The organism is Microcoleus sp. bin48.metabat.b7b8b9.023 (genome assembly GCF_013299185.1).
Lineage (GTDB): Bacteria > Cyanobacteriota > Cyanobacteriia > Cyanobacteriales > Microcoleaceae > Microcoleus.
The window spans coordinates 32,154-48,358 of the sequence record NZ_JAAFKG010000059.1; the positions used below are offsets into that span (position 1 = coordinate 32,154).

The 16,205-nt window shown below is 46.5% G+C and carries 13 protein-coding genes; 4 read left to right on the forward strand and 9 right to left on the reverse strand.

All coding sequences use genetic code 11. The features are described 5' to 3' along the window. Nucleotides 1-235 precede the first annotated feature (235 nt). From cutA to QZW82_RS26235, 3 genes are all read right to left on the reverse strand, one after another. Nucleotides 236-556 carry a divalent-cation tolerance protein CutA gene (gene cutA, locus QZW82_RS26225; RefSeq protein WP_293155178.1) on the reverse strand — a complete coding sequence of 107 codons (321 nt, stop codon included), beginning with the start codon at nt 554-556 and terminating at the stop codon, nt 236-238. A gap of 87 nt (nt 557-643) precedes the next feature. Next, complete coding sequence (locus tag QZW82_RS26230; protein WP_293155181.1) at nt 644-1,540, reverse strand: pentapeptide repeat-containing protein; 897 nt, start codon at nt 1,538-1,540, stop codon at nt 644-646. A 252-nt stretch (nt 1,541-1,792) separates the two neighbouring features. Further along, nucleotides 1,793-4,408, reverse strand: coding sequence for a VIT domain-containing protein (locus QZW82_RS26235; RefSeq protein WP_293155184.1), 2,616 nt, complete (start codon nt 4,406-4,408; stop codon nt 1,793-1,795). A gap of 281 nt (nt 4,409-4,689) precedes the next feature. Between QZW82_RS26235 and QZW82_RS26240 the strand changes: the two genes are divergently transcribed. Then, nucleotides 4,690-5,658, forward strand: coding sequence for an Rpn family recombination-promoting nuclease/putative transposase (locus QZW82_RS26240; RefSeq protein ID WP_293155187.1), 969 nt, complete (start codon nt 4,690-4,692; stop codon nt 5,656-5,658). 76 nt (nt 5,659-5,734) lie between these two features. On the opposite strand, the gene QZW82_RS26245 is transcribed toward QZW82_RS26240, so the two are convergent. Continuing rightward, on the reverse strand, nt 5,735-5,878 hold the full coding sequence (locus QZW82_RS26245; protein ID WP_293155190.1) for a hypothetical protein: 144 nt from the start codon (nt 5,876-5,878) through the stop codon (nt 5,735-5,737). A 113-nt stretch (nt 5,879-5,991) separates the two neighbouring features. Here QZW82_RS26245 and QZW82_RS26250 point away from each other — a divergent pair, with 113 nt between their 5' ends. Then, on the forward strand, nt 5,992-7,650 hold the full coding sequence (locus QZW82_RS26250; protein ID WP_293155193.1) for a CTP synthase: 1,659 nt from the start codon (nt 5,992-5,994) through the stop codon (nt 7,648-7,650). Between the two features lie 437 nt (nt 7,651-8,087). Then, nucleotides 8,088-8,567 carry a hypothetical protein gene (locus QZW82_RS26255; RefSeq protein WP_293155196.1) on the forward strand — a complete coding sequence of 160 codons (480 nt, stop codon included), beginning with the start codon at nt 8,088-8,090 and terminating at the stop codon, nt 8,565-8,567. A gap of 106 nt (nt 8,568-8,673) precedes the next feature. Here QZW82_RS26255 and QZW82_RS26260 read toward each other — a convergent pair whose 3' ends face one another. The 5 genes from QZW82_RS26260 to QZW82_RS26280 all read right to left on the reverse strand — a co-directional run bounded on the left by QZW82_RS26260 (nt 8,674) and on the right by QZW82_RS26280 (nt 12,480). After that, nucleotides 8,674-9,618 (reverse strand): ROK family protein, encoded by a 945-nt coding sequence (locus QZW82_RS26260; RefSeq protein ID WP_293155199.1) that lies wholly within the window; start codon nt 9,616-9,618, stop codon nt 8,674-8,676. A 146-nt stretch (nt 9,619-9,764) separates the two neighbouring features. After that, entirely contained in the window at nt 9,765-10,298 is a 534-nt protein-coding gene (locus QZW82_RS26265) for a hypothetical protein (protein WP_293155202.1), read from the reverse strand. Nucleotides 10,299-10,539: 241 nt separating this feature from the next. Further along, complete coding sequence (locus QZW82_RS26270; protein ID WP_293155204.1) at nt 10,540-11,721, reverse strand: MltA domain-containing protein; 1,182 nt, start codon at nt 11,719-11,721, stop codon at nt 10,540-10,542. A 41-nt stretch (nt 11,722-11,762) separates the two neighbouring features. Continuing rightward, complete coding sequence (locus tag QZW82_RS26275) at nt 11,763-12,017, reverse strand: hypothetical protein (RefSeq protein ID WP_293155206.1); 255 nt, start codon at nt 12,015-12,017, stop codon at nt 11,763-11,765. A 316-nt stretch (nt 12,018-12,333) separates the two neighbouring features. Beyond that, entirely contained in the window at nt 12,334-12,480 is a 147-nt protein-coding gene (locus QZW82_RS26280; protein WP_293155209.1) for a hypothetical protein, read from the reverse strand. A gap of 134 nt (nt 12,481-12,614) precedes the next feature. Between QZW82_RS26280 and carB the strand changes: the two genes are divergently transcribed. Beyond that, on the forward strand, nt 12,615-15,926 hold the full coding sequence (carB, locus tag QZW82_RS26285; RefSeq protein WP_293155215.1) for a carbamoyl-phosphate synthase large subunit: 3,312 nt from the start codon (nt 12,615-12,617) through the stop codon (nt 15,924-15,926). The last annotated feature ends 279 nt before the right edge of the window (nt 15,927-16,205 follow it).

Consider the following 16,205-nt stretch of genomic DNA (forward strand, 5'->3'; position numbering starts at 1 on the left):
CGAACCTTTGTTTTTTCGTTTGTAGTAAGGACTTCAGTCCGTCTTGATCGTGGAGAATGAAGGACTAAAGTCCTCACTACGAACCTTTGTTTTTTCGTTTGTAGTAAGGACTTCAGTCCGTCTTGATCGTGGAGAATGAAGGACTAAAGTCCTCACTACGAACCTTTGTTTTTTCGTTTGTAGTAAGGACTTCAGTCCGTCTTGATGCGTGGAGAATGAAGGACTAAAGTCCTCACTACGAACCTAAAGATTGTCCGATCCAATTCAGATAATCCTCACTGCCAGCGATAATGGGAATCGCAATAATTTCGGGAACTTCGTAGGAATGGAGTTCCTGAACTTTTGTTTTTAAAGCCTCAAATTTAGCCAAATCTGGTTTAATCACCAACTGCCACTCCGATTCCGAATGAATCTCGCCTTGCCAACTATAAATAGAGCGAATCGGTAATAAACTCACACAAGCAGCCAGCTTGTGTTCAACTAGAGATTTAGCGATATTTTCCGCCTCCACCTCCGATGCAGCAGTTACCAGCACCACCCCAAAATTAACAGTCATAGTTATTAATTATTCAGTCAACAGTCAACAGTCAGCAGTCAACAGTCAACAGTCAACAGTCAACAGTCAACAGTCAACAATCAACAATTAACAATTAACTTCCGTAACTTCCCAAGAATTGACTTTGCACGCCCCAGCTAAAGAAAAGTAGCGCCTAGTAGATTCCGGCAAAATAGCTCCCGCCAACAAAGCATTATCTAAATTAGCTCCTATTAAAGTCGCCTCGCTCAAATCGGCCGCCATCAAATCTGCTTGACACAATTTTGCCCAATTCAGATTTGCCCCTTTCAAACAACTTCCCCTAAACTTAGCGCCGGTTAAGTTTGCTCCCGCCAACTTCACTCCCCGCAACTGAGCCGCGCTGAAATTCGCTCCCGCCAAATTCGAGCCTTCCAAATTAGCTCCCATCAATTTAGCTTCGCTGACGTTGACTCCGCTCAAATCTGCACCGCAGAGATTCACCCCTGTCAACTGCGCTCGCCGCAGGCTGACTCCAGTTAATTGAGCACCAAAAAGTTTTGCACTGTTGAGCTTGGCACCGTAAAGGTTTGCCCATTTAAAATTAGCTCCCGTGAGGTTCGCGCCCAGCAAGTTAACTAATTGCAAGTCGGCGCTGCACAAATTGGCATTCCACAACACAGCACTCCGTAGGTTGGCGCTGGTTAAAGTGGCGCCGCTTAACTTTACCCTGGGCATTTTTGCTTTGACTAAAAAAGCTCCGCTCAGATTGGCTTTTGTCAAATCTGCGCCTGAGAGTTTGGTTTCGCCCATTTTGGCAAAACTGAGATTTGTTCTTTGCATCTGTGCGCCTTTGAGGCTTGCTTTGGTGAGAAACGCTCTGCTGAGGTTCGCCCCTGAAAGATTAGCGCGCGAAAGGTTGACTCCGATTAAGATTGCTCCGCTGAGGTTTGCCCCGCTCAGATCGGCTCCAGCAAAGTCTCTTTGTCCTTTTTCGTAATTGTTGAGCAGTTCGCTAACTTCCATAGGGCGTGATACCTTCTCTGATTGGGGAGTTCGATCGAGAAATCTTTACTCTTAGGGTTGTTTCAGAAATTATACTGTTACAAAAATTAGACTGTTTTAGCGTTGGCATCAAACTGTATAACTTCTGTTAGCATCACTTTCTGTTCAAACGCGATCTCTTAATAAAGATTTTATATTGTTCTCTCGGTGGCGATCGCCATTTCGGTACTTTTGAATTAAAAGTTAATGTTTCGTGACATAGATAGTCATTCCTTAACGATCGGCATTAATCCGTAATTTCAGCCTCAGGTTGCCCTTAAATCCTGCGGGAGGTTGCCAGGAGTTTAAGGCTGCTTTGAGACTCTCAAGGGCGTCTGTTCCTTGCAGCGTGGAGGTTTGAGTGTCGAGCGCCACTTTCGCAACACGGCCGTCTTGTACGGATAAATCCCACACCGTCTCGCCGCTAACCGCCGCTGGGAGATTAACAGATCGCAGGTATTTATTCAGAGATGCGATCGCCCCAGCATCCAATCCGGGAGCGCTGACTACTTGCAAGCGAGCAGCAATCTGCTGCTGGCGCGGTGGTGGCGGTGGTGGTGGTGGCGGTGGCACCATTCTCGCAGGAGCTGGACTCATTGGTAGCGGGCTGTTAATCCCGCCAAAGTTGCGAGCACCACCTCTGGTTTGCTCCCGCTCCTGGGCTGGGACAATACCTTGATAGCTGACACCCTGCGGCAATTCCACGGGCACTTGCACGCGGCGCCGAGCACCATCAGGTTCGACTCGCACTTCTTCGCTCACAGCCACAAAAGCCGTGTATTCCGACAGCAAGCGATAAGCCAAAGCTGTATTAGTCACAGATTCCACCAAAGAAGGAGTCTCGCCGCCAAACATTTGATTCATTAAATCTTTAATGCGCGATCGCGCCCAAAGTTGAGCTACCGCCGGATTGCCAAAATCTGTAACAATTGCTGTGCCTGAAGTTGACTCCCGTTGTCTCGCTCCGGATTGAGCAAAATTAACAGGTAAAATTTGCTCGTAAGCTTTGCCGCCCGCTTGAGTGCCGCGGATGCGAAGTTGGCCGTTAGTTCGATCGCTCTTTTTGCCAAACAACACCAGCGGCCCAGCGGTAAATAAGTCTGGGGGCGCGATCGGATAAATCTCCGGTTTTTCGCCCATTCCTTCCCAACTAATTTCAATATTAGTCAATACCGGACTGTTAATTTGACTGAAAAACTTTTCAGCAGCTTCCGCTGAAGGTTCATCTTGACGAATTACTTGAGACGTGCCTCTACCAACTTGAGCCAAACGGTTGAGCAAAAACCGATTCACCGAACTACCAACACCAAAACTGTAAAGTCGATTCCCAGGCTTTATACTCCGCTGCACAAGAGCCAAAACTTCTTTTTCATTGCCAATATAACCGTCAGTAATTAGTACAATACTCCGCAGCCTTTCAATTGGTGCAGCCGGAAAATCCATCACAGCTTGAATGCCGTTTAGCAGTTCTGTGCCGCCGTTTGCCTGCAACTTATCGATATAATTAATTGCGCTTTGTCGATTTTGGGGCGTATTTGCTAAAGGAGTTGTTGAAAGTGCTTGTGCAGTGTTGGCAAAATCAATAATCGTAAAAGTATCCTTGGGATTGAGTCCTTGAATGAAGCGGCGCATCAACTCCTTAGATTTTGCCAGCGGTTCGCCCTGTTGAGAACCGGAAGTATCCATCAAAAACACGACATCTTTCGGTACAATTTCATTAGTTTTGTAGTTTAATGCCGGAATCAAATAAGTCGCAAAATGACCGCCCCGTTTGTCGGCTTGGCTGAGGACTGTGGCGCGAGTATTTTCGCCTGATACTCGATAGCGGAGAATTAAATCTTTATTGGGAATTGTGTCATAATTCGCTAGTTGGACGCGCACAAGATTGCCGCTGCGTTGTGTTGTAATTTGATGGGAAGTAGAGCGGACATCGCCGATCGCAACTCCCGCATCGATTTCTACCGAAACAGCGATATCGCTACCAGATCGCGTACCCGGAGGCAAGAGAGGCGGATTTATGCGACTAGCGTCGGTATTAACCCCCCCCTGCCCCCCCCTTGCTAAGGGGGGGGATAGAGTGTTGTTGCCATCTCTGGCCCCTGGAGACTCAGAACTATCGCCCCCCCTTGCTAAGGGGGGGTTGGGGGGGGTCGTATTTTGCGAAATATAGCGCGGGCCTACCACTGTGGGAAACACAAATTCGTAATCGCCACCGGCAAATTTGAGACTCTCGATGTAGCGAATCGTAACTTCAATCTTTTCTCCCGGTTTGATATTAGCCAGAGACTGAGTAAAAATATTATCGCGTTCTTGTTGCAACAAACCCGCAGTCCTACCTTGCTCTCTAGCTTTTTGGTAAATTTCCAAAGCTTCATCGCGGCGTTTGATATTAGCTTTAATAATGCGATCGCCGATTTTAATTTCCATATCGTCCACCGCCGCTTCATCGGGCAGGGGAAATACATAAACAGCTTCTAAAGATTCGGGAAAAGGATTTTCAAATTTTTGAATAACTTCGACGCGGGAGATATTGCCAGCAATTTTAGCTTTAACTTCAGTGTGCTTGAGAGTAAAGACTTGTTCTGTAGCGGTATTTTGAGTTTTGACGAACAAACCGCCGACTGGGCAGCGAGTTTCGGGCGATCGCGCGCCCTTACAACTAACATCATTACTAGCGAGGATTTGCGGCGACAGAGACGAATGATTTTGCCCAGGAGTGTTTGCCCGCGCCCCATGGGGAGCGAGAATAGCGCCGCACTCATTAGCGAAGCCCTCGAAGAGGATCGCTGCGATCGATGCGATACCACCAGAAAGCAACCGTTGACGGGATAGAACGCAGACAAACTTCATAGCAGTTTTTTTATCAGACTTGAGGTGCTCTATCTATCATGACTTTACCATTGGCGAAACGTTCCTGAGTTAGCTGTTTACGAAAAATGACTAAACGGGATTTGAGATTGTAGATTAAAGATTTTACAACTCGACAGCCGCAGATTGGGACTGGAATCGGTATCGAGGTTGTTTCGGGCGATCGACTGCTAACCCACCCAAATGCTAAATATTGTATAATAGTTAGATGGCTTAAATAATTTTCAACTCAACTGTTCAGCCTCTAATAAATTTAAATCACCATGAGTTTCATTAATCCCAAAACCGACTTTGCCTTTAAAAAAATCTTCGGCTCTCCCAATAGCAAGGATATTTTGATTAGCTTCTTGAATGCGATTATCTACGAAGCAAATCCTGTTATCGAAGACTTAGAAATTCTTGACCCTTATTTAGCTCCCAAAATCAAAGGAGTTAAAAATACTTACTTGGATGTTAAAGCTAAAATTGGTGGTACAAAGACAGTAATTATCGAAATGCAGGTATTGAATGTAGAATCCTTTGACAAGCGGGTTTTATATAATGCCACCAAAGCTTACTCAGTACAACTAAAAAGCGGAGAAAATTACGATCTTTTAAATCCCGTAATTGCCTTGACGATTACCGATTTTGAAATGTTTGAACATCTGGAAACGGTAATTTCCCGGTTTTGCATCAAAGAGAAAAACAATAAAATGGATTACTTGGCGGATCAATTAGAATTTGTTTTTGTTGAATTGCCCAAATTTGACAAAACTTTAGAAGAATTAGAGACTTTGACTGACAAGTGGATATATTTCATGAAAACCGCTCGGACGTTAAGGTCGGTACCAGAAGAGTTGGGGAATGTGCCGGAACTCCGTAAAGCTTTTGAAATTGCCAATGAAGCAAATCTAGATCCCGATGAATTGGAAGATTTGGAAAGGCGAGAAATTTTCATTCAAGACCAGCGCGGTGCAATGACAAAAGCTACCCGAATCGGGATTGAACAAGGTATCAAACAAGGTATCGAACAAGGTATCGAACAAGGTATCGAACAAGGTATCAAACGAGGACAGTTGCAATTAATTGTGTCGCTGTTGGAGCGCCGTGTCGGCCCGCTGTCGCCGGAGATCCAAACTCGCATCAGTCAGTTATCCGCTGAACAATTAGAAAATTTAGGGAAATCCATTTTTGAGTTGGCTAGTGTGCCAGATTTGACCGATCGCTTGCAGGCATATTCTCGATCGAGGTAAAAGAAGCGGGAGCATCTGTGTTTTACAATACGCGAGCTCTTAAGCTCGCACTACAAAAAAATGCTTTTTACAAAACTCAGATGCTCCCAAAGAAGCGTTGGTTTCTGGTTCGCCCTTTGTCTCCTCTAAAAGCGAGCTGAGGAATATTTAAAAGTCCGTGAATTGGCGATCGCACTTCAAACCCATGCCAACCAGCCGATTCAGCTAATGTGTGACTCATCGTATCCGCACCCGTATTTGGGAAATGCTCAAACCCTGCTGGACAATTTTGGATTTTAGCTCTTAGATTTGAGTGTTACCTTCTTAACTAGAAAGATCTAAAGTCAAAAATTTATGACCAAATTTGTGTTTGTGACCGGCGGCGTGGTTTCCAGTATCGGCAAGGGAATTGTCGCTTCTTCTCTAGGTCGCTTATTGAAATCCCGGGACTACTCTGTCTCGATTTTGAAGCTAGACCCCTATATTAACGTTGACCCCGGTACTCTCAGCCCGTTTCAGCACGGAGAAGTATTCGTCACCGAAGACGGTGCGGAAACTGACCTGGATTTGGGGCACTACGAGCGTTTTACCGATACTTCCATGTCTCGCCTCAACAGCGTCACCACGGGTTCCATTTATCAAGCCGTGATTAATAAGGAACGCCGCGGCGAGTATCAAGGGAGCACGGTGCAGGTGATTCCCCACATCACTAATGAGATTAAAGAGCGCATTTTTCGGGTAGCAAAAAATACTAATCCTGATGTGGTGATTACGGAAATTGGCGGCACCGTGGGAGATATTGAATCTTTGCCGTTTTTGGAAGCCATTCGCCAGTTTCGCAAGGCTGTCGGACGGCAAAATGTTGTGTATATGCACGTGACGCTGATACCTTGGATTCCGTCGGCTGGGGAGATGAAGACTAAACCGACTCAGCACTCGGTTAAGGAGTTGCGGTCGATCGGCATTCAACCAGATATTTTAGTCTGTAGGTGCGATCGACCTTTACCTCTGGGCCTCAAACAAAAATTGTCAGAATTCTGCAACGTACCCGAAGAATGCGTCATCACAGCTCAAGATGCCAAAAGTATCTACGAAGTACCGCTGATGATGGAACAGGAAGGTTTGGCGGAACAAACCATCAATTTGCTGCAACTCGAACAGCGGCCACCCGATTTGACTCAGTGGCAAACCTTAGTCAAACGGCTGTATAGCCCCAGCCACAAGATTGAGATTGCTTTGGTTGGCAAATACGTGCGGTTGAATGATGCTTATCTTTCGGTGGTGGAAGCTTTGCGGCACGCGGCAATCTCGATCGGCTGCGACCTAAATTTGCACTGGATCAACTCAGAAGATTTAGAATCGGGAAACATCGAAAACTATCTCCAAAATATCAACGGCATTGTTGTGCCCGGAGGTTTTGGGATTCGGGGAGTTGACGGCAAAATAGCTGCGATTCAATATGCCAAACACCATAAAATACCATTTTTGGGATTGTGTTTGGGGATGCAGTGTGCTGTCATCGAATGGGCGCGCAACACCGCCCAGCTAGAGGATGCCAACAGCGCTGAATTCAACCCGGATACAGCAAATCCAGTAATTAATTTATTGCCAGAACAGCAAGATGTAATCGATTTGGGCGGTACGATGCGACTGGGTTTGTATCCGTGCCGCGTAAACCCGGACACCCTCGCTTTCAAACTGTATCAAAAAGAAGTGATTTACGAGCGGCACCGCCACCGATACGAGTTCAACAATGCCTACCGCAATCTTTTCTTAGAATCAGGCTATGTAGTATCCGGCACATCTCCCGACGGCCGACTCGTAGAAATGATCGAATTGCCCAACCATCCCTTTTTCATCGCCAGTCAATTTCACCCCGAATTCCAATCTAGGCCTAGCGCCCCACACCCTTTGTTTCAGGGGTTTATCCAAGCAGCGAGCTCTCAGGGAAAGCAGGATGTTTTAGAAGCAGAGGCTCGCGACTTAGTAGCAGGGAAACTTGCAGGAGCCTGATCTCATCTCATGTGCGATCGATAGTTTTGATATATTGGATGTCTGTAGGGCGGGCCAGAGCAAACAATATTCAAATCCGGCAGACAATCTCTGTAGAAAACCCGCCCAACCCAACAATAGGATTTGATTCGGGTTGCACTTACTAGACATGATATCGGGGAGCCTTCTCAACGACTGAAAAACCTTACCTCCCGACCCTAGCTTACATGGGTTGGGGGGTAGTACCCGAAGCCAGAAGGGAGAAGGCAGAAGGTAAAAATTGCGGATCTTTTTACTTAACTTTTTAGCTGGGATTTCAATGGTGATACCAATCTCACAAAACAATACAACTGTAGGCAATATCCTAACCATCACAGTCATCTGTCATTCTCAGTCTAAAATCGTAAGGGCGATCGCCCTAGCCGAAGTCTAAAAGCTCAAATCTAAAATTGTATGAGTTGTCAAACTATCCTAAAATACCAGAAAACGCAGGTTTGAGGAGGTTTTGTGTTGTGGCTTACTGGAGCAAAATTACTTATGAGAAAAATACATACATAATTGACCTTGACACTATTAGTGCTTTTTCTAGCGAACCGGATAACAAGCGTATTACTTTTTGGCTGCCGAATAGCAGTCTGCCGATTATCCTCAATCCCCAAGGGAATTATGAGGCTTACAAGCAAATTCTCGATTACCTCAAAAGAACGATCGATCGCAATTCTAAAGGTTCCTGGATTAAAATTAATTACGAGCGCAAAGAATTTGCGATCGATCTGAGTCGAATCAGCTCTTTTGGTTGCGAACAGAACGGTCGGTTAATCAGCTTTTGCCTGCCTGACAGCGGTACTAATATTATTATCATGCGCGAAAGCAACTCGGACACTTATCTAAAAATTCAGGAATATATTAAAAATATAACTGGGCACTCTCTGCCATAAAGAAGTCATTAGTCGTTAGTGATATCATGTGCTATCCATGACCATAATAAAAATGGTTTGTAGTGCGGACTTCAGTCCGCTCTGAAACTGCGGACGCCAGGACGCACTACAAACTGATTTGCCAAGCTAATTTTGCGGCGCCTACCATGCCTGCTTGATTGCCCAATTGGGCAACCAATAACTGCAAACCTTCGCGAGAACTCGGCAGCACGCGCCGCTCAATTTCAGCTCGAACTGCTGGCAAGAAAAACTCGGCACCTGCACTAATTCCGCCACCAATAATAATAGCTTCTGGTGTTAAAATATAAATAATACTTGCTAAACCGATACCGAGATAGCGACCATAATTTCTCCAAAATTCTAAAGCTTTAGCATCTCCAGACTTAGCTAAATTGGCTAATTCTAAGGGTTCCAAACCAGTATCGCGGCGAATTGCTAGCACGGAAATGTACTGTTCTAAAGAACCATGATTGCCACTATTACACTCTGGGCCGTCGGGATTTATCGAAATTAATCCTAATTCTGCGGCAGCACCTAAATGACCTGTAAATAGTTTGCCATCTAGGATAACTGCACCGCCTACACCTGTTCCTAATGTCAGTAAAATTAGGTTTTTAAAGTTTTTTCCGGCGCCTAACCAAGCTTCTCCCAATCCGGCACAGTTGGCGTCATTTGCTAAGATTGTCGGCAGTCCGGTTTTAGCTTCCAACCAGTCAGCTAGGGGGACGTTTTGCCAGTTTTTGAGGTTGATTGCGACTCGGGCTATTCTGCCGGCTGCGTCTGCTGGGCCTGGTGTGCCAATGCCGATCGCACATATTCGATCCCCCCCCAGCCCCCCCTTAAGAAGGGGGGGAGTTTGAAGTTCAACCCCCTTAAGAAGGGGGGGAGTTTGAAGTTGTAAAATAGCATCGGTGATGGCGGCTAAAACGGCTTCTGGAGTAGCGGGTTGAGGCGTTGGGACTGTTAAGGATTGGTGACAAATGCCGTCTTCGCTGAATCTGCCGAGTTTAATTGCGGTGCCACCTAAGTCAATGCCGATTACTTGTGCCATTACGATTTAAGTTTGTAGTGAGGACTTCAGTCCTCTTTCGTCTGATTTGAGTGTGTGAAAATTAGCGACGGATGCGGCGCTTAATTGCTAAGAATATCATGGCGATCGCTCTGAGTCTATTAAATTCTTAGCCTGCTATATAAATCCTATTCATCCTCTCCACCTCCGCGATTCGCATCCCCAGAAACACCCAAACCATCCCCAACAAACACCGCCTCAATCACATTCCCATACCCACCAGCATCATCCTCAACCACCGGCAGCGGAAATCGCGTCAAAATCTCCCGCCCAATATCCCCCGCCACCTCCGACAATTCACCGCTGCGAATTCTACCCAACAATTCCAGCCTGCGCGCCAATTCCTGAAGCGATTCCACCGCATCCGTAGGGGCGATGCCCCCGTGCTCGCCCTCCTCCTCAAACTCCTCAAACAATCGACTTCCAAACCGTCGCAACCAAGCCGCCAATTCACCATCTTTCAGGCGTTTTGCGATTAAGAATCCCGCGACATCCCCTCGACTCCAGCCGGCATTCACCCCTTCCAGGATTTCCATGAATTTCGACTCGTATTCCGCGTCTGTTAGGGTGGGGCGGGGCTGTGGCGGTGGCGCAGGTGGGGGTGTGTTTCCCAATAAGCGCTGGATTAGTTGTTTGAGGAATTGCCAAATTTTGTTTAGCATTTGTCGGGTTAGGTATGTTGTTGCGCTTGGGCACTCTTACATATATATAATAAAGAGCGCTGAAGCGCAACTACGTACCTTTTTTAGTTTGATACCAGAAATACTGCTTTATTTTTACTTGAATTCTGTATAAATCCTATGAATCTTTAGGTATGTTGTTGCGCTTTAGCGCTCTTTACATATATAAGAAAGAGCGCTAAAGCGCAACTACGTACCTTTTACCCGAAAAACTGGTTTGTTGCTACTTTAATAGCGGATAATAAAGTTCTCCAGTTGAGTTGATATAACCAGCCCGATCGCCCGCCAGGTTCCCCGTGCCCATAAATACATCAACTCTGCCCGCGCCTTTGATTGCACCGCCCGTATCTTGATCCAAAACAAACCGATTAACGGCATTTTGTTCGAGTTTCCCCGCTGCATTGGGATAGGGCAGTTTCGTGCTAATTAATGCTAGCGCGCCCGGTGGCATTAAAGCTTTGTCGGTGGCGATCGACCTTTCGGCAGTTACTGGCACTCCAATGCTGCCAGTAGCAGGTGCTCCGTTAGTATTCTGGAAGAAGACAAAGCTTTGATTCTTCGGCAAATACTTGTCCATGTCTGCCGGAAAATTGGTAAAATATTCGTTGAGTTTCGGCAATGTTAGCTGGTCTAAAGTAAACTTGCCGTCCTTAACTAATTCTCGCCCGACACCTGTATAACTGTGACTGGTTTTCCCCGCGAAACCCACTGTCATCACGCCACCGTCTGCTAACTGCAACTTCGCAGAACCTTGGACGTGGACGAGAAATGCTTGGAAGCGATCGCGCAACCAGACTAATTCCAATCCCCGCAGCAATCCTTTGCTTCCCTGCAAAGCATCCGCACCTTCCAATTCCAATCTAGTTGGGTGAGGTTTGCGCCAAGAACCGAGGTTTGGTGGTGCCTTGTACAGGGGATAACGGTATTCGGAATTAGGCGTGCGAGAGGCTTGGTAAGTCGGCTCGAAATAACCGGTAAATGCTACTGTTCCTTTGTTGTCTTTGCCCGTGGATTTATAAAAAATAAACTCCCGCTTGACAGATTCCTGGAGTTGTGTTGGAGTTGTAGAACTGACAACTAATTCGCGGAATCGAGCGAGCGATCGCCTAACTCGATCGCGCGTAATACCTGAAACCCGATAGCGACTGTAAGCACTAGCAGCGGCCTGGGAGTTAAGATAACCGAGGCTGTAGTCGATCGACTTTAACAGCAATTGTTTATCTCCAGCTTTGCCATTTTCGCCCCAGATTTGAGCGTCAAAGGCGATCGACTCCAATTCACTCGCTGGTAATTGACTTACACTAATTTGTTGCAGCGCCGGAATTGCGATCGCCGGAACAGAAAATGCGATCGCCAAAACACAACAGGCGATCGCCAATAGCTGATAGCGAAAAATCTTGCTCAATTTCTAAATTTCCCTAATCAATTGATAACTTTCCTAGTCGATCATTCATCGTATCGTTCGATACTAGAACTAAACAGCGGTTCTACGCGAATTGCGAGAATACTGGAAGGGCGAACTACCATGTATTCTCCTTGAATATTTTTGATCGGAACATTGACAAATTCTGACGAATCTTGTTTGGGAACCAGGGTTTTATACCACTGTTGAAAATCCGGCAGAGTTGCAAAACGGATTTCTTCGCGGTGGCCGCCATCAAGCAGCAGGTGCACGGAATATTCGCTGGGTGTTCTGGGCATATGTGTATTTTAGATTTTTGATTTTAAGCTTTTAGAACGATTTTATATTCTACCTGATGCTCGGCACATTCCCTCATTTATTAGGTTGGAGAGGGGAGGGGGAGAGGGGGAGAGGGGGAGAGGGGGAGAGGAAGAGAGGGGGGGGGGAGAGGGAGAGGGGGAGAGATTGGTGCTAACTTAGATTGTCACATCCTTGGGGGGCGATCGATGTTTTGGGGTAAGGACACTGCACTATGCCGTTTTCTCCCTCCATACTCAGGAGACGGTAGTGCCATGTCCCTACCGCGATCGCGCGCCAGACCAAAGATTGTGTATATTACAGCACGATTTGACCGCAACACTTAAAATACTCTGGATTTAGCGATCGACTGCACCCTTTCCCCATCAATATTTCTGCTTCGCTGGCGGTGTCTGTCAGCCGGAGTCCCGAGGTTCCGCTTCCAAAATGCTGATAATGGTGCACAATTTCAAATTAACAACAAAACTTGCACTGTTTTGAGTAAGCTTTTGGTGGAACAGCTCAGAGAGCCTGTTTCCAAGAATGATGCAAAATATCAAATTTATCATCAATCCTGTCCAATTACCAATTACGAACCTATGCCCCGCCGCCAAGACTTAAAAAAGATTCTCCTGATTGGTTCCGGCCCAATTGTTATCGGCCAAGCGTGCGAGTTCGACTATTCGGGGACACAAGCTTGCAAAGCTTTGCGAGAAGAAGGTTATGAAGTAGTGCTGGTGAATTCCAACCCTGCAACGATTATGACCGATCCGGAAACTGCCGATCGCATTTATATCGAACCTCTAACGCCGGCCATCCTCGAACAAATCATCGCTAAAGAAAGACCTCAAGCAATTTTACCGACTATGGGAGGTCAAACTGCACTCAATTTAGCAGTTGCCGTTGCTAAAAATGGTGTTTTGGAAAAATACGATGTAGAGTTAATTGGCGCTAAATTGCCAGCCATTGAAATGGCAGAAGACAGGCTGTTATTTAAGGAAGCGATGGCACGAATTGGTGTGGCAGTTTGTCCTTCGGGAATTGCTAACAATCTCGACGAAGCCAAAGCAATCGGTCACCAAATTGGTACTTATCCGTTAATTATCCGTCCGGCTTTTACAATGGGCGGCACGGGAGGCGGCATTTCTTACAATCAAGAAGAGTTTGAAGAAATGGCCCAAGGTGGTGTTGATGCCAGTCCCGTATCGCAAATTTTGATCGAACAATCTTTGATCGGTTGGAAAGAGTACGAACTGGAAGTGATGCGGGATTTGGCAGATAATGTAGTGATTATTTGTTCGATCGAAAATCTCGACCCGATGGGAATTCACACCGGCGATTCGATTACCGTCGCACCAGCCCAAACTCTGACAGACAAAGAATATCAGCGCCTGCGGGATGCTTCGGTGAAAATTATCCGCGAAATTGGAGTAGAAACAGGCGGTTCTAACATTCAATTTGCAGTGAATCCAGTCAACGGCGATTTTATTGTAATTGAAATGAATCCCCGGGTTTCTCGTTCCTCCGCCTTGGCCTCGAAAGCAACCGGTTTCCCGATCGCCAAAATGGCGGCAAAATTAGCAGTAGGTTACACCCTAGACGAAATTTCCAACGATATTACCAAGAAAACTCCCGCGTCTTTTGAACCGACAATTGACTACGTGGTGACGAAGATTCCCCGATTTGCCTTTGAAAAGTTCCCCGGTTCCGAACCGACTCTGACAACGCAAATGAAGTCAGTAGGCGAGGTAATGGCGATCGGGCGCAGCTTCAACGAATCTTTCCAAAAAGCACTGCGGGGATTGGAAACTGGCCGCGCAGGTTTCGGGTGCGACAAACCGGAAAAGTTGCCGAGTTTGGAACAAATTCGCGCCGGTTTACGCACGCCAAATCCCGATCGCATTTTTACAGTCCGTCACGCGATGATGATGGGAATGTCCGTGGAAGACATCTTTGAACTCACAGCAATTGACCCCTGGTTTTTGGATAAAATGCAGGAATTGCTGGAAGCCGAGAAGTTTTTGAAACGAACTGCGCTCAAACAGTTGACAAAAGACACAATGTTTGAAATAAAGCAGTTGGGATTTAGCGATCGCCAAATTGCTTACGCTACCAAAACATCGGAAGATGAAGTCCGCGCCTACCGCAAACAATTGGGCGTAGTACCGATTTACAAAACAGTTGATACCTGTGCCGCTGAATTTGAAGCCTTTACACCATATTACTATTCCACCTACGAAGCGGGAGCAGCAATTTGGGAATTGGGCGATGAAGAAAAGAAGATTTCGCCTGTCGGCCACAGTCTGGCGCCGGAGTCGGAAGTTTTGCCTTCTACCAAGCGCAAAGTCATGATTTTAGGTGGCGGTCCAAACCGGATCGGACAGGGGATTGAGTTTGATTATTGTTGCTGTCACGCTTCCTATTCCCTCGGGGAAGACGGGTTTGAGACAATTATGGTCAACTCGAACCCGGAGACGGTTTCAACAGATTACGATACGAGCGATCGCCTTTATTTTGAACCGCTAACAAAAGAAGATGTTCTCAACATCATCGAGGCGGAAAATCCCGAGGGAGTAATCATTCAATTTGGCGGACAAACGCCGCTGAAATTGGCGCTTCCTTTGCAAAAAGCTCTCGAAAATCACCCCGACGTACAAACAAAAATCTGGGGAACTTCCCCGGATTCTATTGATGCGGCAGAAGACAGGGAAAGATTTGAAAAGATTCTGCGGGAATTGGATATTCAGCAAGCTGCTAACGGTTTGGCCCGTAGTTTTCAAGATGCTTTGATTGTCGCTCAACGTATCGGTTATCCAGTCGTAGTGCGCCCCAGTTACGTGTTAGGCGGACGAGCAATGGAAATTGTTTATTCCGATGCCGAATTGGAACGTTACATGACTTATGCGGTGCTGGTAGAACCGGATCATCCGATTTTAATTGATAAATTCTTGGAAAATGCGATCGAGGTTGATGTAGATGCGATCGCCGATGCGACTGGCAATGTCACCATCGGTGGTATTATGGAACACATCGAAGAAGCGGGCATCCACTCCGGCGACTCGGCTTGTTCCATCCCTTACCAAACGCTTTCCGACGCAGCCTTAGTCACAATCCGCCGCCAGACAGTGGAACTAGCAAAAGCCTTGAAAGTCATCGGGTTGATGAACATTCAATTTGCGGTACAAGGCGAACAAGTTTTCATTTTGGAAGCTAACCCGCGCGCTTCTCGTACAGTACCTTTTGTATCCAAAGCAATCGGAGTTCCCCTAGCCAAAATGGCATCGCGAGTCATGTCTGGCAAAACTCTGGAAGCTTTAGGTTTTACTAAAGAGATTGTACCAATTCACGTTTCCGTGAAAGAAGCCGTGCTACCGTTTGCTAAATTCCCAGGAACTGATACATTGTTAGGGCCGGAAATGCGATCGACTGGCGAAGTCATGGGAATTGACACAGATTTCGGCAAAGCCTTCGCCAAAGCTCAACTCGGCGCCGGCCAAGTAATGCCGCAGTCGGGAGTTGTGCTGGTTTCGATGCGCGATCGCGATAAACTAGCAGTAGTACCAGTAATCAAGGAATTCTTGGAATTGGGTTTCAAAATAGTCGCAACCCACGGTACGCGCAAAGTTTTGCGAGAGCAAGGTTTAGAGGTAGATTTGGAATTGAAGCTGCACGAAGGGCGGCCAAATTTGTTGGATTCCATCAAGAATGAGAAAATCCAACTAATTATTACCACACCTTCCGGCGAAGAATCCCGCGCTGACGGCATCTTTATCCGCCGCACAGCTTTGACTTACAAAATCCCGATTATTACCACAATAGCCGGCGCTAAGGCGACAGCATCGGGAATTCGATCGCTCAAATCGCATCCGATGGAAGTGAAAGCAATTCAAGACTATTACCCGCAAGCGTAGAGTTATTGTAGGGTGAGAAACACGGTTCGATCCTTAGACCACAGATCCCCCCTAGCCCCCCTTCTTAAGGGGGGGACAAGAAATGCTCAAAGTCTCTCTTCTTAAAGGGTAGATAGGAAATGCTCAAAGTCCCCCTTTTTAAGGGGGATTTAGCAGGGTGGATTAATTGTCAGGGGGGAATGTATGATAGAACAGGTAATCAAGTCTGCCCTGTCCGGGTAGACTATCCCTTCTGAAATGAATTAACCATGAATTTAATTGAAGCAATTAAATCTGTTC